Source organism: Effusibacillus dendaii, assembly GCF_015097055.1.
GTDB lineage: Bacteria > Bacillota > Bacilli > Tumebacillales > Effusibacillaceae > Effusibacillus > Effusibacillus dendaii.
The window spans coordinates 1,378,681-1,396,670 of record NZ_AP023366.1 but is presented as its reverse complement, the minus strand read 5'-3'; the positions used below and the strand labels follow the sequence as shown (position 1 = coordinate 1,396,670).

At 47.1% G+C, this 17,990-nt stretch carries 22 protein-coding genes and 1 pseudogene; 22 read left to right on the top strand and 1 reads right to left on the bottom strand.

Going from position 1 to position 17,990, the window contains the following annotated elements; genetic code table 11:
- Positions 1-435: 435 nt before the first annotated feature.
- The 19 genes and pseudogenes from skT53_RS07470 to skT53_RS07380 all read left to right on the top strand — a co-directional run.
- Positions 436-639 (top strand): annotated as a pseudogene (locus tag skT53_RS07470) (LexA family protein); the annotation flags it as partial.
- Positions 640-678: 39 nt separating this feature from the next.
- Entirely contained in the window at positions 679-1,008 is a 330-nt protein-coding gene (locus skT53_RS07465) for a hypothetical protein (protein WP_200760469.1), read from the top strand.
- Between the two features lie 40 nt (positions 1,009-1,048).
- Positions 1,049-1,690 (top strand): RNA polymerase subunit sigma-24, encoded by a 642-nt coding sequence (locus tag skT53_RS07460; protein ID WP_200760468.1) that lies wholly within the window; start codon positions 1,049-1,051, stop codon positions 1,688-1,690.
- A 965-nt stretch (positions 1,691-2,655) separates the two neighbouring features.
- Positions 2,656-3,006, top strand: coding sequence for a hypothetical protein (locus skT53_RS07455; protein WP_200760467.1), 351 nt, complete (start codon positions 2,656-2,658; stop codon positions 3,004-3,006).
- 41 nt (positions 3,007-3,047) lie between these two features.
- A complete protein-coding gene (locus skT53_RS18995; RefSeq protein ID WP_200760466.1) occupies positions 3,048-3,398 on the top strand; it encodes an HNH endonuclease in 351 nt (116 codons plus the stop codon).
- A gap of 100 nt (positions 3,399-3,498) precedes the next feature.
- Entirely contained in the window at positions 3,499-3,999 is a 501-nt protein-coding gene (locus skT53_RS07445; RefSeq protein WP_200760465.1) for a phage terminase small subunit P27 family, read from the top strand.
- Positions 3,996-5,687, top strand: a complete 1,692-nt coding sequence (locus skT53_RS07440; RefSeq protein ID WP_226375370.1) for a terminase large subunit — start codon at positions 3,996-3,998, stop codon at positions 5,685-5,687. Before skT53_RS07445 ends, skT53_RS07440 begins: the two co-directional genes overlap by 4 nt.
- Before the next feature lie 41 nt (positions 5,688-5,728).
- Positions 5,729-6,949, top strand: a complete 1,221-nt coding sequence (locus skT53_RS07435) for a phage portal protein (RefSeq protein WP_226375369.1) — start codon at positions 5,729-5,731, stop codon at positions 6,947-6,949.
- A 24-nt stretch (positions 6,950-6,973) separates the two neighbouring features.
- A complete protein-coding gene (locus skT53_RS07430; RefSeq protein ID WP_200760464.1) occupies positions 6,974-7,570 on the top strand; it encodes an HK97 family phage prohead protease in 597 nt (198 codons plus the stop codon).
- Between the two features lie 42 nt (positions 7,571-7,612).
- Entirely contained in the window at positions 7,613-8,848 is a 1,236-nt protein-coding gene (locus skT53_RS07425) for a phage major capsid protein (RefSeq protein ID WP_200760463.1), read from the top strand.
- Positions 8,849-8,899: 51 nt separating this feature from the next.
- Positions 8,900-9,127, top strand: coding sequence for a DUF7302 family protein (locus tag skT53_RS07420; RefSeq protein WP_200760462.1), 228 nt, complete (start codon positions 8,900-8,902; stop codon positions 9,125-9,127).
- Positions 9,075-9,629, top strand: a complete 555-nt coding sequence (locus tag skT53_RS07415) for a head-tail connector protein (protein ID WP_200760461.1) — start codon at positions 9,075-9,077, stop codon at positions 9,627-9,629. Before skT53_RS07420 ends, skT53_RS07415 begins: the two co-directional genes overlap by 53 nt.
- The gene (locus skT53_RS07410) at positions 9,626-9,940 is read left to right on the top strand and encodes a phage head closure protein (RefSeq protein ID WP_200760460.1); all 315 of its coding nucleotides are present in this window, start codon (positions 9,626-9,628) and stop codon (positions 9,938-9,940) included. The genes skT53_RS07415 and skT53_RS07410 overlap by 4 nt, the downstream gene beginning before the upstream one ends.
- Positions 9,941-9,943: 3 nt before the next feature.
- Positions 9,944-10,294: an HK97-gp10 family putative phage morphogenesis protein gene (locus skT53_RS07405; RefSeq protein ID WP_200760459.1), complete on the top strand. Its 351-nt coding sequence runs from the start codon at positions 9,944-9,946 to the stop codon at positions 10,292-10,294.
- On the top strand, positions 10,291-10,689 hold the full coding sequence (locus skT53_RS07400; RefSeq protein ID WP_200760458.1) for a DUF3168 domain-containing protein: 399 nt from the start codon (positions 10,291-10,293) through the stop codon (positions 10,687-10,689). The genes skT53_RS07405 and skT53_RS07400 overlap by 4 nt, the downstream gene beginning before the upstream one ends.
- A gap of 14 nt (positions 10,690-10,703) precedes the next feature.
- On the top strand, positions 10,704-11,030 hold the full coding sequence (locus skT53_RS07395) for a hypothetical protein (RefSeq protein WP_200760457.1): 327 nt from the start codon (positions 10,704-10,706) through the stop codon (positions 11,028-11,030).
- 15 nt (positions 11,031-11,045) lie between these two features.
- Entirely contained in the window at positions 11,046-11,609 is a 564-nt protein-coding gene (locus skT53_RS07390) for a major tail protein (RefSeq protein WP_200760456.1), read from the top strand.
- 53 nt (positions 11,610-11,662) lie between these two features.
- The gene (locus skT53_RS07385; protein ID WP_200760455.1) at positions 11,663-11,998 is read left to right on the top strand and encodes a hypothetical protein; all 336 of its coding nucleotides are present in this window, start codon (positions 11,663-11,665) and stop codon (positions 11,996-11,998) included.
- 53 nt (positions 11,999-12,051) lie between these two features.
- Entirely contained in the window at positions 12,052-12,204 is a 153-nt protein-coding gene (locus skT53_RS07380; RefSeq protein WP_200760454.1) for a hypothetical protein, read from the top strand.
- Here the strand turns inward: skT53_RS07380 and skT53_RS07375 are convergent.
- Entirely contained in the window at positions 12,201-12,656 is a 456-nt protein-coding gene (locus skT53_RS07375; protein WP_200760453.1) for an LptM family lipoprotein, read from the bottom strand. The two genes, skT53_RS07380 and skT53_RS07375, sit on opposite strands and share 4 nt — an antisense overlap.
- A gap of 74 nt (positions 12,657-12,730) precedes the next feature.
- Between skT53_RS07375 and skT53_RS07370 the strand changes: the two genes are divergently transcribed.
- From skT53_RS07370 to skT53_RS07360, 3 genes are read left to right on the top strand one after another with little or no spacing between them, the layout of a single operon-like run.
- Positions 12,731-15,271 (top strand): tape measure protein, encoded by a 2,541-nt coding sequence (locus skT53_RS07370; protein WP_200760452.1) that lies wholly within the window; start codon positions 12,731-12,733, stop codon positions 15,269-15,271.
- Positions 15,271-17,541 (top strand): LamG domain-containing protein, encoded by a 2,271-nt coding sequence (locus skT53_RS07365; protein WP_200760451.1) that lies wholly within the window; start codon positions 15,271-15,273, stop codon positions 17,539-17,541. Before skT53_RS07370 ends, skT53_RS07365 begins: the two co-directional genes overlap by 1 nt.
- Entirely contained in the window at positions 17,538-17,987 is a 450-nt protein-coding gene (locus skT53_RS07360; RefSeq protein WP_200760450.1) for a hypothetical protein, read from the top strand. The genes skT53_RS07365 and skT53_RS07360 overlap by 4 nt, the downstream gene beginning before the upstream one ends.
- Positions 17,988-17,990: the final 3 nt, after the last annotated feature.

Here is a 17,990-nt window from a genome sequence, read left to right as displayed (position 1 = left end):
CAAATGTGTAACTCATGTGGCGAGGTATTCCCTATGGATTGGACATGTGCAATGCGAAATGAAGGCAATGGAGAGTGGTCAACATACCACCTGTATTGCAAACCACCTGAAAAGAAATGTGAGGATTGCGGGTTACATCGAAACGTATGTGATGAATGCCGTGAATTACCGGATGAGGAGGCATAGCCCATGAACCAATGCCCACTCTGCCACGAGGTCGTTGAGATACTGACAAACTATCATTGCCAGACCAAACATGGGATAAGCAAAAAGGAAATTGTCAAGAAGTACGGGGAACCAAAATATTTCGAGCCGCACACATCGAGAGAATTGAGTGATTGGCTCAAAGAAAACACTGTCTTTGTAGGCAAGAAGGATTTTGATATACCGCAGGCAGCGGTAAGGATGGTATACAAAAAGTTTTGAGGGGGAACGATGATGAACCTAACCAACCGTCAAAACGAAATCCTTGACTATATCAAGCAATATATCGCAAAGAAAGGCTACCCACCAACATGCCGGGAGATAGGAAAGGGAATCTATCTTTCCACTTCATCGGTGCATAAACATTTGGCAACCCTGGAAGAAAAAGGAGTCATACAGCGGGATCCAGAAACACCAAGGGCGATAAGGGTATTAGTTTAGCGCACTATAACCAATCTGTGAGAGGGTGGTTGTATGAAAGTAGACTATGAAAAACTGGTGACAGATTTGAAAAACGCAAACGAAAAAGCGGTTATCGAAGCAGAAAAATATGACGATGGTGGGTCAGCAAATCTGGATAGAGTATTTCTGCGGATTCCGGGAGCACGTGAGTCAAAAGTCTTAGAAGCGATTAAACAGGCTGGATTATATTGCCGATCAAAAAGGCAATGGATCGGGACGGGGTATTTTATTTCTCCGACTGTAAACGGACAAGGCAACAAACGTTATATCGGCGTTGAGACAATGAGCAAACATCTTAGAGAATGCGGTTGGGATACATTGGTATTTGCGAAGATGGATTGACGGATTTTGGCACACACCAACTTAGAGAGGGGTTGGCGTTATGCAGGCAGTACAGGACAACTATGATCGCATCGAGGCACAGGTAATTGAGCAGTTGAGCGAGTACAACACGATTGTAGGCAGGATCAAGATTTTGGAGAAGTACCCGATTGGGAACGGTTTATATCTGACCGAACCCTACAGCGAGGATGACAAATTGCAGGCCCTTCATAAGCAGTTGAAGGGTCTCCCCTCCCACATGTATTTGAGCCGGAGAGAACAGAAACTAGAGAGCGTGGCAAACGCATATATAACCCGGCATCCGGCAGGCACAAAAAGCCAGTTGTACGAGGTAAAAAGTGTTCGGACGCTGGATGATGATGACAAAAAGCTGCTCAAAGAGCTGGGTAGCAAGATTGAAAAGGTGATTGATGCTAGGCATGGAACTGTCGATGGGTATGAGGGGGCATTACAAAGGGTTGCGGAGTTGCAAGAGTTGCAGCAGAAGAAAGAGTGGATTGACGATATTCTTAAAACAATGGCGGAATACAAGCCGCATTACAGTGAATTGCTTATTCTTCGCTATATCCAATGCAAAGATGTAGAGGCGGTTTGTAACCAAATCCCGACTTCAAGAGCCAACTACAAACGGTGGAGGCCAATGGCGATTAAGGAATATGCCAAATTAGCAGGAATTGAATGAGCCAAAAATGAGCCAAATGTGAACCTTTAATTATACCACATAGGAAGAATTTGACGTTATAATGATTATAGTGGACAAAGTGTCCGAAGGGACAAGAGTCCAAATACGTTACACATTTTGGTTTCCCCCGCGCCGGTTTATACCGGCGTTGAGGTTCCAAAGATAGCGAACTGGACGAAAGGTTGCGATATTGGATTGTGACTGCATCGAAAGGTTTGACGTGGAACCTGAACGCTGTGATGAACAGCAGGTAAGTCCTCTGCCTATAGTGAAGCTGGTTTGGTGAAACGGGGAAAACCTCCTAGTTTGAGGCATCCGTGATCTGTATGGTAGGCCGCGTAACCAGTGGGTATCACAATGCGAGTTCCCCGGTCTTGATGGCAGTGGCACAATGAGTGCCGCCACTATTACCTGAAACCATGACCTCTTCGGTCGTGGGAGGTTGGACGTATGTAACGACTAGGGAATGGGGCGGTACAACTAATTTTCTCCCTCCTCTTATCCAGGCATCTGAGCCGATCAGGTGCTAATCTTTTTGATGAGGTGTTTAATGAGCAAATTCGACTGTTGAAATATGAACATCATCGAGCACGATGGCGGCATCATTTAGAGCGGTTGATAGAGTTGGTTGGATAGGAGGAAGAAAGATGAGCCTGTTTGTTCTATTTTGGATATTCTTCATTTATACGATGGGATTAAGTACGTCCGTGTTATTTCTGTGGACAAAAGGATACAAGTGGACCTGGGGAAGCAATGCAATCTTTTTCTCTGGTGCGATATTTGGATACTTACTAGGACTACTTAAAATGATTCATGGGTGATCGGATAATGTCTCATGTCCACTCACGAAAAACAAAACGAGCAAAAATGATCAAAATTCACGGGTAAATATCCACTCACAGAGGACATACATATTAGAAGGAATTTTCTGACCGCTTATAGAAAGAGTAAGTGGGGAGGTGATTATGATGAATCTTGATATAACAACCAAAAGAGAAGAATTGGAAAAGTGGACTAGAGAACTTGATTCAGAGTTAAATCAATTGGAAGATGAATTGGATGCTGCTAATAAGGAAATTGCAAAATTACGATTAAGACAAACTGTTTTAGGTGACGCGATTGACTTTTCTAAAATACAGCAAAGACATTTTATCGTACCGAAGTTAGAAGAAGAATACAGAAATATTGGCTCATTAGTTGAACAAAAAGAGAAACAAGTTGATGAAGCGAGAAATAATTTAAACCAACTTCAACAGTACACTCAAACATTAACAGATGTAATAAATACAATTCTTGAACAACAACTTAAGCGCTAAGCACCTTCGGGTGCTTTTTCTTTTTAAAAGTAGGTGAGCGAATGCCATGCAGACCGAAAAAGCCATGTAGTCATCCACGTTGTCCTGAACTAACAACGGAACGGTACTGTGACACCCACCGCAAACAAGAGCATCGATCATACAAACAAAGGCGTACGGATAAAGAGGAGCAAGCCTTTTACAATAGCAAAGAGTGGCGTGTACTCCGTAGCATGAAGCTACGACGAGATCCGCTATGTGAAGAGTGCCAACGGCAAGGCAGACTGATACCTGCTGTGCTAGTCGATCATATTCAACCGATCAAGCAAGGTGGCGCAAGGCTGGATATGGACAACCTACAGAGCTTATGCAGAGCCTGCCACAACGCCAAGACGGCGGCAGAGCGGGGATAGGGCAGGGGGTATAAAATCCTTGCGGAATAAGGCTTAGGGGTCGGCGCGGGCCGCTTCCGTACATGAATTTCGTTTTATTTTGCAAAGGGGGTGACATAATATGGGACGAAAAGCACAGCCGATTGCACTGCAACTGCTCAAAGGCAACAAAAACAGACTCACCAAGCAGGAGATCGAGCATCGGCAATCGATCGAGGAAAAACTTAAACCTAAAAAAGATGCTGTTAAACCTCCCGTCTGGCTGAATGACGTTGCTAAAAAAGAGTTCAAGCGAATCGCTAAAGAGTTGATGGAGCTTGATCTGATTACAAACGTGGACATTAACGCGTTGGCGGCATATTGTGACGCTTACTCCGACTACGTGGAGTGTACAAAGATCATCCAGGACGAAGGACTGATGGTCGAGTATACCAACAAGGCGGCTGAGACAAACAAAGTCCCTCACCCCCTGTTGACGAAAAAGAAGCAACTGCATGAGCAGATGAAGTCGCTAGCAACAGAGTTCGGTTTGACACCATCCTCAAGAGCAAAACTTGCCATGCCGAAGCTGGATGAAAAACCGAAGTCCGAAGAAGAACGAATGTTTGGTGATGCATTGTGATCGAAGAACTTATTGAACGCGTTGTTCACTATGCGCAAGATGTTATTGACGGACGGATTACAGCCTGTAAGAAGCATCGACAGGCGTGCGGGAGATTCATACAAGACATCGAACGCAGTCAGGTGGACGGATATCCATTCGAGTTCGATGTAGATGAATTATATAGGTTCTATCGCTGGTCACGGATGTTTAAACATACGAAAGGCATATTAGCAGGGCAGGCAATCGAGTTGACGGACTTTCAGTTATTTCTTATCGGGAACATTTTCTGCTGGAAACGAAAGGAAAGCGGATTAAGAAGATTCCGCAAGGCTTATATCCAGTTAGCGCGAAAGAACGCAAAGTCTCAACTGCTGGCTTTGATCTCCAGCTATGAGTGCTTCATCTCGCCGGAACAGTCGGAAGTGTATATTGCTGGTTGGGGCCGGGAGCAGTCCAGTATCGTTTATAACGAAATCCTGTCACAGATCCATGCAGCAGAGTTGTTGAAAGGCAAATTCTCAGACTCATACGGACGGATTCGGCATACGAAAAGTGGTAGCATCATCCAACCGCTGTCAAAAGAGGCACGTAAGACTGGCGATGGTAAAAATCCAAGCCTGGCCGTGATTGATGAGTACCACGTCCACGAAACAAGCGAGATTTATGATGTTCTAATCTCTGGTATGGTGGCCCGTGCGAATCCGCTAATTGTGATTATTACAACTGCCGGATTCAATCTTGATGTGCCTTGTTTCACGGAATATCAGTACGTGTCAAGTATTCTCGAACCTGATTCTCCAATTGAAAATGACGAGTATTTCGTTATGATCTGTGAGTTGGATAAGGATGACGACATCAAAGACGAACAGAATTGGATCAAGGCCAATCCGATTGTAGCTACCTATGAGGAAGGTATGGACTTCTTACGAGGCGAACTACAAGCGGCGCTCGATGTGCCGGAAAAGATGCGGAACTTCCTGACCAAAAACATGAATCTCTGGGTTGATCAGAAGGACAACGGATACATGCCGATGAGCGAATGGCGTGCTTGTGCAGTTACAGAAAAGATCGATCTTGACGTGCGGGAATGCTACATCGGCGTAGACTTATCCAAGAAAATAGACTTAACCAGTATCGGCGGCGTTATCCCGTTGGGGGATGGCCGTTTTTATGTTTGGTCACATAGCTTTATCCCGGAAGATACGCTGGCAATAAAGCGTAAGACAGATAAAGTTCCGTATGATCTATGGGCGAAACAAGGTTGGCTGACGGTAACGCCGGGTGCTGTAGTAGACTATCGATTTATCCATACGCACATCAAAAAACTAGAGCAAGATAATCTCTGGACCATCAAAGAAGTCTGCTATGACCCATACAATGCAACTCATTTCGCACAAGAAATGGAATCGGATGGATACACGATGGTGGAGATCCGACAAGGGGTTCGTACACTTTCTGAACCTACAAAATTTTTGCGGGAATTGGTACTGTCGAGGAAACTCATTCATGACGACAACCCAGTACTTACTTGGTCGGTAGGGAATGCGGTTGTACGACAAGACCACAACGAGAATATCATGTTAGACAAAGACAAGTCCACAGATCGGATTGACCCGATTGCGGCGCTTATAAACGCTATGGTCAGGGCTATGCTTGATGAGGACACCACATCGGTTTATGAAGATCGCGGCATAATTCTGCTGTGAGGAGGTGAACAAAACTGAGAGCGCCAAAGTTTTTACGAGAATTGCGGTCAGCCATATCCGCGCTTGCAAATCCACAATCTTGGCTGATTGAAACGCTTGGCGGCGGACAAGTCAAATCGGGCGTAAGAGTCAATGAATGGACAGCCATGCAATCCACGGCTGTTTTTGCTTGTGTTCGTATTCTAGCTGAGTCAGTCGCATCGCTCCCCTTGCCGGTTTACGAACGGTTGCAAGGTGGTGGAAAGCAAAGGGCACCGAACCATCCTTTGTATCGAGTGCTTCACGACATGCCAAACCCAGAAATGACATCTTTTGCTTTCCGAGAAACCATGATGGCGCATGTGTTGCTGTGGGGTAACGCATACGCTGAAATTGAACGGGACGGTGCCGGTCGAATTGTTGCTTTATGGCCTTTGCTACCGGATCGAACGCAAGTGTACCGTAATATGCAGACTCTACAGTTGGAATATTTAACCGTTTTGCCGGATGGTAGACAGATCATTTTGCCTGCTTTTCAGGTGCTGCATATACCGGGACTTGGGTTTAACGGAATTGTTGGTCATTCTCCAATTCGTATGGCAAGAGAAGCGGTCGGATTGGCGTTAGCAACGGAGGAATTTGGCGCACGATTCTTTGGAAACGGAGCGCAGTTGAACGGTGTTCTCGAACATCCTGGTAAGCTGGGAGACACTGCTCATAAAAATTTGAGAGAGTCTTTTGACGAAAAATATTCCGGGCTGTCTCAATCTCACCGCGTGATGATTCTGGAAGAAGGCATGAAGTACAACCGGATCGGGATTCCTCCGGAAGATGCACAGTTTTTGCAGACAAGGAAGTTCCAAATTGCAGAAATTGCCCGTTTGTACCGCGTGCCACTTCATATGTTGCAGGACTTGGAACGTGCGACGAACAACAATATCGAGCATCAATCTCTGGAATTTGTGGTTCATAGTCTTAGGCCTTGGTTGGTACGGTGGGAGCAGGCGATATTATCAAAATTGCTGACACCGCAAGAACAGGACATATACTTTGCGGAATTTCTGGTTGACGGGTTATTACGCGGGGACATCAAAAGCCGATATGATGCCTATGCCGTTGGACGACAAAATGGTTGGTTGAGTGCCGATGACATTCGCGAGATGGAAAACATGAACCCGCTTCCGGATGGAAAAGGAAAAATCTACCTTGTAAATGGAAATATGGTGCCAACAGATCAAGCCGGTCAACAAACTCAAACCGGACAACAAACTCAAACAGGTTGAGCCGATGAAGGGAGGTGAGCAAGGGTGAAGATTGAACGTCGTGAAATACCGATATCAGACGTAGAAGTTAGGACAACCGAAGGACAAAACACCGTAATTTCCGGTTACGCGGCCCGTTTTGACAAATTATCAGTTCCGTTGTGGGGGTTTCGGGAGCAGATTCGCAAAGGAGCTTTCGAAAACTCTGTCAGAAACAACAATGTGAAGGCGCTATGGAACCACAATTCGGACATTCCGCTGGGAAGCACAAAAAACGGAACCCTGAAACTGCAAGAGGACGATCAAGGTTTGCGTTTTGAATTGGAACTTCCGGAGTCGAATTGGGGGCAATTTGCTGCCGAAGCAATAAGGCGCGGCGATGTGGAAGGTGTTTCCTTTGGTTTTCAGGTCAAAAAAGACGAGTGGGACAAATCTGACCCGAAAAACGTCATCCGAACACTGGTCGAAGTAGACTTGATCGAGATTAGCCCGACTCCTTTTCCCGCGTACCCACAAACAAGCGTTGGAGTTCGCTCTTTGCAAGAGGTGTTTGAAGAAAACGTCAAAATACCACCTGAAACACCGCAAAGAAGCCTTGAAGTATTGAAAAAACGTATAGATTTGGCTGAAAAAGCCGTCTAAAACCGATAAAATAGGCGGTTATTTTATTTGGAGGTGTTGAAAGTGAGAAATATCATCGAAATGCGCCAACAGCGTGCCGCATTGGTACAGCAAGCGAGAGACATTCTGAACAAGGCAGAATCAGAAAATCGGGACCTGACAGCCGAGGAAACGCAGGAATATGACCGCATTATGGCAGATGTTGACCGTCGTGCGGCTGAAATTGAGCGCGAAGAACGCTTGCAAGGCATCGAAAACGAATTAACTCGCAGCAGTCGCACGGTTGTGGTTGATCCGAACGCCGTACCGAACCAACAAAGAGCAGATCAAAAGCTGCATGAAACGGACGAATATCGTTCTGCTTTCTGGCAAGCGGTCCGTCAAGGTCAAAACGCGCTAGATCATGAACAAGTTCGCATGCTTCTTGATCCAGAAGTACGCGCGTTGGTTACGCAAACCAATACAGCGGGCGGCTACTTGGTGCCGAACGAGTTTGAAAGGACGCTGGTTGAAAAATTGCTTCCTTTCAATGTTATGCGCGGACTGGCAACTGTCATTACAACCAGTAGCGGAACTACGCAGATTCCTGTTGAGTCTGATTTTGGAACGGCGCAATGGATCGGCGAAGGTGCGGCGTATACAGACACTGATTCAACCTTCGCACAAGTGACTTTGAGCGCTTATAAACTGACAACCATGATCAAAGTCAGTGAGGAATTACTCAATGATTCCGCGTTCAACATTGACAATTACGTGGCTTCCGCATTTGCTCGTCGTATGGGTACTACGGAAGAGGCCGCTTTCGTCAATGGCGACGGAACCGGCAAGCCGACAGGCGTTGTATCTGGTGCCACACAAGGAAAGGTTGGGGCAACAGGTCAAACCACGTCTGTAACGGTGGATGATATCATCGACTTGTATCACTCGCTCAAACGGCCATACCGTCCGACTGCTACATGGATGTTGGCGGACGCAACGGCAAAAGCCATCCGTAAGCTGAAAGATTCCACCGGTCAGTTCATCTGGCAACCAGGATTGCAGGCAGGTCAACCGGATCGTCTTTTGTCTCGTCCGGTAGCCATTTCTGACAACGTACCGGCGATGGCGGCATCCGCGAAATCGATTCTGTTTGGCGACTTCTCGTACTACTGGATTGCAGACCGACAAGGAACGGTTATGCAGCGTCTGTCGGAATTGTACGCAGCAAACGGACAAGTTGGTTTCCGGATGTTCAAGCGTACAGACGGCAAACTGATTCTGCCGGAAGCAGTAGTGTACTATCAAAACAGCGCAACCTAATAGAGATCAGGCGGTTATATGCCGCCTTTTTCTCTTGATTGGAGGTGTCACATGAAAGTAAAAATGCTGACAAGTATCGCAGCAGAAGATTGGTCATATGCGATCGGCGAGACAGTGGATTTGGACGACGAGCAGGCCGCTGCATGGATAGAAAGCGGACTCGCGGAAACTGCGGATGCCGAACAAGTCAAGAAAGCACCGGCTCGCAAGAAAGCAGGTGATGCAAATGGCGCTGAAGCTGATAACAGCACCAACGGAGGAACCGATAGCGCTGAATGATGTAAAAGGCTACTTGCGCATTGACGGAACCGACTTCGACGCTCTGTTGACCGGTCTAATTAAAGCAGCCAGAGAATACTGTGAAGCATTCCAGAATCGTGCATACGTCACGCAAACATGGGAAATGTCACTGGATGCGTTTCCAGACCTGCCTTTGAAGCTGCCAAAGCCGCCGTTGCAGTCGGTTGTGAGCGTGAAATACACCGATCAAAACGGCGTTGAAAGCGTATTTGCACCATCCAATTACCTTGTAGATCCAGTGTCCGAACCCGGCAGACTTGCGTTCGCCTATGGAAAAAGCTGGCCATCCGTCACACTTCAACCGGTAAACGCGGTAAAAATCCAGTTTGTAGCAGGTTATGGTGCAGCTGCAGCAGTTCCGCAAGCGGTCAAAACAGCCATGATGCTCTATATCGCGCATCGATTTGAGAATCCGGACGGAGACGATGTACCGGAGGCGGTTCATTCGCTTCTCTGGGCGGAGAGAGTGGTGCCAGTATGAAAATTGGACTGCTAAGAAACCGCGTGACAATCCAAAAACTGACGCAAACGGATGACGGCATGGGCGGATATACGGAAGGATGGGGAGTCGTTGCGACTGTTTATGCATCTGTCCATCCGCTAAAAGGACGGGAACTATTTGACGCACAGCAGGTACGGGAGCATATGACGCACCGCGTGACAATCCGGTATCGCGTAGACGTTACGCCAGATATGCGGGTTCTGTTTGGCGCAAAGGTGTTTAACATCCGGTCTGTTATCAATGTAGAGTCCAAAAACAGGGAACTGCAACTGCTTTGCGAGGAGGTGTGAAGCATGTCGGTAGAAGTAGACGGCTTACAACAACTGTTTTCTGGTCTGGATCGGCTGTCTGACGAAATGCGGGATGCCATCTGGAAGCAGATCAAACAGTCGGCCAAAGAGTTGCGAAAGGATGCTCAATCTCGCGCTCCGGCAAGGGCGGATCAACGCCTGAAAAAAAGTATCCGTGTGCAGTATGACGAGGACGCTTTAGAGGCTGTCATCGGCCCGAAAGTGTTTTACGCGCACTTTTTGGAGTTTGGAACCGTCCAGCAACCGGCACAACCTTACATGACACCGGCATTTGAGAACCAAAAGTCAAAATATCTGGACGCTCTCAAGCGAACCGTGGAGGGATTGCTGTGAAGTCGGCTCTTGGAATACTCCAAACGGCGATTTACAGCCGCCTTAAAAGTAGCTCTACACTCACATCCAAAGCACCCATTTTCGACGCAGTTCCCGAAAATCAGCCGTTTCCGTATGTAACGCTTGGAGACGAAACGGCAAGCGACTGGATGCTTCCGGCGCTTCAAACCGGTCAGGAAGTTGTGACAGACGTGCATATTTGGAGCAGATATCCGGGTTACAAAGAAACAAAAGATTTGATGAGCCTGGTCATTCAGACTCTTACCGAACCGCCGTTAACTCTTGATGGCGGTTTTCATATTTCATACGCCAGAGTGGATTTTCAGGAGACGTTTCGCGATCCGGACGGGATTACTCGTCACGGTGTGGTTCGTTTCCGTTTCAAAATTGCATAGTGAGGTGATGGCAAATGGCAGTTTTAAATGTGCAGGACATAACCGCGAGCGGAATTACGCCTAGCTATACCGCCGCCGCAGCCGCAGGAGATAGTTTTGCAAACGACGGTCAGACCATGCTGCATGTGAAAAACGGCGATACGGCAGCGCATACCGTAACGATCAAAAGTGCGCGACAATGCAATCAAGGATTTACACATGATCTGACAGTATCAGTTGCGGCAGGCTCCGACAAAATGATCGGTCCGTTTTCTCGTGACCGATTCAACGATGATAACGGACGAGTGCAGATCACATATGACGCGGTTACGGGTATGACTGTAGCCGTACTTCAACTCTAATGGAGGTGTTTTCATATGGCATTGAGCCACACAATCAAACTGATGGAGCTGTCTGATGCAAAAATTGCGCAACTAACATCGGACAGCGGAGCTTCACCAGCTTATTCTGCATCAGTTGATCTTCCTGGCATCACAAAAATTACATTGTCACCGAAAGCAGACATGAAAAAGCTGTACGGAGACAGTGCGCTTCTCGATGTATACCAAAAAACAACGGAAGTGGAGCTGGACATTGAGTGTTCGCTGCTTTCTCTTGATGCGCTGAAAGTCATGATGGGCGGCACGGTCACAGATGCGGGTACGACTCCAAGCCAGACCACAACCTACTCATTGCAAGCGACGAACAGCACGCCGCCGTATTTCAAACTGGAAGGCCAATGGACATATGCGGGTGACGGTATTGGAGACGGACACGTTGTACTGTACAAGTGCAAAGTCACTGACCCGCCGCAGATCGATCTGAACGACGCATCCGGCAACTACGGTACTGTGAAGTTCAAGGCTATCGCACTGCCTGCCACATCGAACGGAAAGTGGTTCGATCTGGTACTGAACGAAACGAAAACGGCGATTTCGTAATAGCAAAACGGGCGGCCTAAGTGCCGCCTGATCTTATATTTGGAGGGTTTACGATGTCAAATCTTGCGGATGTTCGTGTGAAATCGGTGCAAGTAACACTCGATAAAGAACGCTCTCTACTCTACGATCTGAACGCCTTTGCGGAGTTGGAAGATAAGTTCGGCAGCATTGACGAAACGCTAGAAAAGGTAGGTAAAGGGAGCATAAAGGCATTACGGGCGGTTCTGTGGGCCGGTTTGTTGCATGAGGATGAAAGCCTGACTGAAAAGCAAGTCGGAAAACTTATCACTTTGGCCGATCTGCAAGAGTTGTCAACGGCTGTCAATCAGGCACTCACCGCCTCCATGCCACAAGTCGAAAAAAAGACAGAAAACCCGCCGGAGAAATAACCGACGGGTGGGATTGGGCTTGGCTATTATATCTCGGTACGGTGATTTTGTGCATGAGTGAAGAAAAATTCTGGCGATGCACACCGCGCAAGCTGTTTGCTTTGGCAGATCGTCACATTCAGGCAAATACTGTCTCGAAGGATAAAGAAAAGCCGTCCGGAGAACCGGAACGGCTAACCGTGCAGGAGTTATTGAGTTGGCGTTAGTTTTTTATCGGCGACCAAAAATATCTCCAAGTGCCGTCATTTGTTTTAGCGAGGTGAATTGTGCCGCGTAATGTTTTATCGCCGTTAAAGGTTAGTATAAACGGAACTTCTGCTGCATTCTGATAAGTTTTCCCTGTTCCGTCTTTGTCAGTCCAGCTTTCTACGATACTCGCTTTATCAACTTTGTAGTCCTTTACATTTGCGAAAATGCCGCCTGCCTTCTTTCGATCTTCAATGAACTGTTCTTTTGTGTATTTTGCTTGCACATCTGGATGCAAATAGCTGTAAAGTTGATCCCACTGTTGAAAAGAGGACATTTTTAAAATGTTTGTGGCGGTATCCTCTGCACTTTCAACTTTCGGTTTTGATGCAGAAGGAGTTGCACTTGAACCGCAACCAGCGATTGAAAAGGCTAAAAACAAAGAAAAAATTGCGAAAAACAGCTTTTTCACTTAGAAACACCTCTTTTGATTATTTTTATATTCGTCTTTATTCCAAATATTACTAGAAAGGCGGTGAAAAATAAATGGAACTTGGTTCGCTTTTTGTAAAACTAGGGCTTGACTTCTCGCAGTTTAAGAAAGGAGTCCAGGATGCAAAAACAACCGTTTCTGATCTCGGCAAAAGCCTTGACAACAGTTTTTCGACCGCTGGACTGTCTAATTATACAGAAACTGTTTCTGGATTGCGAACACGACTTGGAATCCTACGTAATGAACTTAAAACCGTAACTGCTGGTTTGGACGAAACCGACGATAGAGAGCGCATTTTAACAGCTCAAACGGAGTCGTTGTCAAAGCAGATTGAGTTGCAACAGCAATTGGTGCAGAAACTGGCCGATAAATACCAAAAGTTGGCGCAAGAGAAAGGCGAAAACACAAAAGCTACACAGTCCGCAGCGTTGCAATTGTCTAAAGAGCAGAAAAACCTAGCAGAACTCGAAGCACAACTACGACGAACGAGCAATGAGATAAAAAAGCAATCCGACAACTTGAATGATTTGAATAATAAGTATTCATCGTTTGGCAGGGTCGCAGAGATTGTGAAAGGAGCATTGCTATTTTCCGGAATTTACGGCGGATTGCAGATGGTTGCGGATGGTTTTAGAGCCGTGGTTGGTGGAGGAATTGAATTTAACGCCAACATGGAACAAAATCAGATTGCTTTCACGCAAATGCTTGGTTCTGCCGAACAAGCCAAAGCGATGCTGGAAGATCTAACAAAGTTTGCAGCAGATACGCCGTTTGAATTGCCTCAAGTGGAGGATGCAGCGAAAAAACTGCTTGCTTTCGGGTTTGCCGCAGATCAAATTAAGCCAATGCTGACAAGTATAGGTGACGCGGCGGCAGGTCTGGGACTGGGAGCGGAGGGCGTTAACCGTATAACCATCGCGCTTGGCCAGATGCAGGCAAAAGGTAAAGTACAATCTGACGAAATGCTGCAGCTCGTCGAGGCAGGAATACCGGCTTGGGATATACTCGCCAAATCCATCGGCGTATCAACAGCAGAACTGCAAAATATGGTAACAAAAGGCGCTGTTCCAGCAGATCAAGCCATTCAAGCTCTCGTAAAAGGCATGGAAGAACGATTTCCAAACATGATGGATGCACAAAGCAAATCATTCTCCGGCATGATGTCAACCCTTAAAGATAACCTGAACATTACATTTGGGCAGGTTATGCAACCTTTATTTCAGTGGTTGACAGACGTTGCGTTGCCTAAAGCGCTAGACTTAACAACCAAGTTTACCGATGCACTCAAAGAAGGCGGAGCGGTAGAAGCGTTCAAGACTATTCTTCCATCTAACGTGGTGGACGATCTTGTATCAGTCGGAGGCGCTGTAAAAGAAGTGTTCGGCTTCATCAAAGAGAATAGCGAACCAATAATGGCGGCGTTAATCGGAATCGGTGCCGGATTTGCCGTGTTTAAAGGGTATAACGAAATAAAAAACACGGTCCAGGCGATCCAGGAATTGCGAGTAGCATTGATGCTACTTACCGCGTCCAATCCGATTCTGCTAGCCGTGTCTTTGGCAATTGGATCAGTAGCAGCGGCCTCTTATCTTGTCTACCAGCATTGGGATGGGATAAAGGCGTTTTTTGCATCAACGTGGGAGGGTGTCAAGCAAGTATTCTCAAACGCTCTGGATGCTATCGTTGGGTTCTTCAAAACTTGGGGACCGACGATCTTAGCCGTTGCTACAGGGCCAATCGGGCTACTCATTTTTGAAGTCGTAAAGCACTGGGAATCGATTAAGCAAGCGACTATAGAAGCGTGGGATGCCGTTAAAAACTTTGTTGTCAATGCGTTTCAATGGATGTATGACCACAACTACTATTTCAAGGATTTGGTTGATTTCATTCGTAACACTTGGGCCAAAGCCAAACAAGACGCGCAAGAAATATGGCAGGCTATTACAGACACTTTATCCTCTATTTGGGACGCAATCAGCACAAAGGTAAAAGACGTTTGGAATACGATCAGCCAGACCACCATGACAATTTGGTCAACGATTTCCAACTGGCTCTCCGGTTTGTGGGAAAGATTGAAAGGACAAGTCAATAATGCATGGAACGCAATATATGGAGTCATTTCCGGTGTTTGGGAGCGCATTTCATCAGGGTTTAAAAGCTTGATTGATGAGGCTTGGAATTGGGGCGCTAATTTACTCGATACATTCATTCAGGGTTTTCGATCAGCTTTTGATAGATTGGTTGAGTCACTTTCTGATGCAGGTAAAACAATCGCTGGTTATCTAGGCTTTCACTCTCCGACCGAACTGGGAGCAGGGCGCGATGCTGACAAATGGGCACCTAACTTTATGAAGATGTTTACAGCAGGCATACAAGAGAATATGCCGAAACTACAGGAGGTTGTAAATGGTATGGCCTTCTCGTTGAACCCGTCATTGCCAATCATTTCACCAGCTATGGTAGGAAGTAGCTACAATACAAGTTCAAGCACCGTAAATTACGGCGGTATATATATCACGGTTCAAGGCTCCAACGCCTCCGACCAAGCTGACCAACTTATCCGAGAACTGCAAAGACGCGGGGTGAGACTCTAATGGCGCGGCATATTTATATCGCTGGCGTTGATCGTTTTGCGAATGACTACGAAAAAGGTACGCTGTCCATTCAGCAGGCTCTGACGTACCAGATCGACACAGCGGATTTTCATGTACGCGGCGTACAACCGACAGAAGGTGACGAGGTGATCATATCGGATGATTCGCTTGGTCGCCTTTTTGCTGGCATCATCACAAAAGTCGATCTCGCGTACACCACGCCAGACCGATCAACAAATGTGTGGAGCGTACAATGTGACGACTACACGGCGCTGTTAGATCGGCGGCTTGTGGTGGAAACATATGCAAATATGACCGCAGACGCAATATTCCGCGACATCGTTACAAAGTATTGTCCGGGCTTTATCGCAAACGGTGTAAAGGCAGGAGCGCCGACCATCGAAGCCATTTCGTTCGATTACACACCTGTCAGCGAATCGTTTAAACAGTTGTGTGATTATGTTGGATGGCAGTGGCAGCCGGATTATTTCAAAGACCTTTCATTTTATAACGCGGAAAACGTGGCGAGTCCTGCGCCGATTACGTTGAAGCCAGGCGGCTACTTCCGAAATCTCAAACATACCATCGATCAGCAAGGACTAAGGAACCGCGTTTACGTTCGCGGCGGTACAATGCTCTCCGATCCATGGACGTACTCAATCAAAGCGGACGGCGCGGCCAGACAATGGGTTTTGCCGCACAAGCCGCATCAAATTTCCATGACGGTTAATGGTACTGCAGTTCGGGTCGGCATCGAGAATGTCCATGATGAAGCACAATTCGACTACATGATGAACTATGAGGAAAAATACGTACGGGCAAGCAATCAGACAGCAACCATTGCATCCGGAACAACAATCTCATGGACATACAAATACGACCTCGATGTCATCACGATGGTGGAGGACATCCAAAGTCAGCAGGCGATTGCAAAGGTACAAGGCGGTGACGGCGTATATGAGTACGCCATTACAGACGACAGCCTGACCACGATTGATGCGGCGGAGGCGGCGGGAAACGCGGATCTCAGACTGCATGCCAATCCAATCGTGAAAGGTTCCTTCGAAACGGAGATAAGCGGCTGGGCACCGGGGCAACTGGTCACGATCGACCTGCCAGACCGAGGTATAAACGGTACGTTTCTCGTCCAAAAAGTGACGATCACACCGGCGACGGATACGCTGTGGACGTACAAGGTCGAGTATGGCGGTAGACTGTTGGGCATAGCGGACTTTCTCAAAGCGATGCTCTCTGCACAGCAGAAAAAGAAGCTAAACGACACGGCGCTGCTGCACAAATTCGCCTACGGCGCGGAGACTGCCAAGCTGACGGATGAGGTTGTGACGACTTCACGAGCAACCGGCTGGAAGGTGGAGCAGAGTGTGGAGATTGACTCTCTTAAACCCGGTTCGGCTCTTGCATTTAACGGCGCAGATAGTAGTGTCGTTATACCAAACAGTTCTGTATTTAACATGACGAATACATTAACAATTGAGGCAACGGTCATACCGAGAAAAGGAAGAACCGCACCGACTGGGCATGTGTTATCAAAAGAGTTGGATTATAAGTTTCGAGTTTCACCTGATGGACATATCGACTTTTTATCAACGACGAATAATGCGTGGGCCGTAAAAGGAACGTCAGTTGGAACCATACCGGATGATGCAAGGTCAAATATTGCCGTAACCTATGACGCTTCCATTGGTAAATTACGGTTCTACATTAACGGAGTTTTTGACAGCGAATTTGCTGACTCAGGCGAAATCGTAAATAGCAATTCGTATCTACTCTGCATCGGCGTGAGAGATAATGGAACTCCGACCTATCCTTTTGACGGCATCATAAGCGAAGTACGACTGTGGAATGTTGTCCGCCCTGTAGCCAGCCTGCATGTACCACTTACAGGCAATGAGTCCGGTTTGGTCGGATACTGGAAGCTGAACGATGGAAACGGTACGGTTGCAAAAGATCTAACAATCAACCAAAACCACGGAACAATCTCCAAGTGCAAGTGGGTACAGGAGTTTGCGACTGTAGGCAGTAACGTAAATGTCAGTGATCCGAACGGGATGGAGTACCAAACCAGCGTAGACGGCGGCGTGACATGGAGCGCATGGCAATCGGTCAATCCGGCGCAACGCGATCCGATCACAGTACCGCATCCCTGCCGCCTGCGGTTGAAAGCAAACGGGCGTGTACAAGCACGAAACTGGAAGAAACCATTCGACGAGACTGACGTTGTATGCGGCTTCGTGGAGGTGAGTGCATGATCGCAGTACCAGAGTCAATCGCAATCCGAGGCGATTGGCTTTTTACGTATGAGGATGGAATGGTAATTGAAGCGAAAAACTTGATTACGCAGGCGGGACTCAATTTGCTGGCCAGTCTGCTGATCAACGAACAAAGTAACAGCCTGCCTTTTCATCTGGCCATGGGAATCGGCACAACCGCAGCGGCGGCTGGCGATACCAAACTGCAAACCGAAACATTCCGGAAGATTGTCAGCGCGAAGTCTAGGCAAGCCAACATGGCGCGGATTCGGACGTTTTTGTTATCTGGTGAAGCGAATGGGAATTTCAATGAGTTTGGTATTTTTGTGGCTGGTACGGATGCAAAGGACAGTGGAACGTTGCTGAATAGATTAGTTACGCCGATCAGCAAGACGGCGCAGACGGTGCTGACGGTCGAATGCAGATTGACGTTTACAGCAGGATAGGGG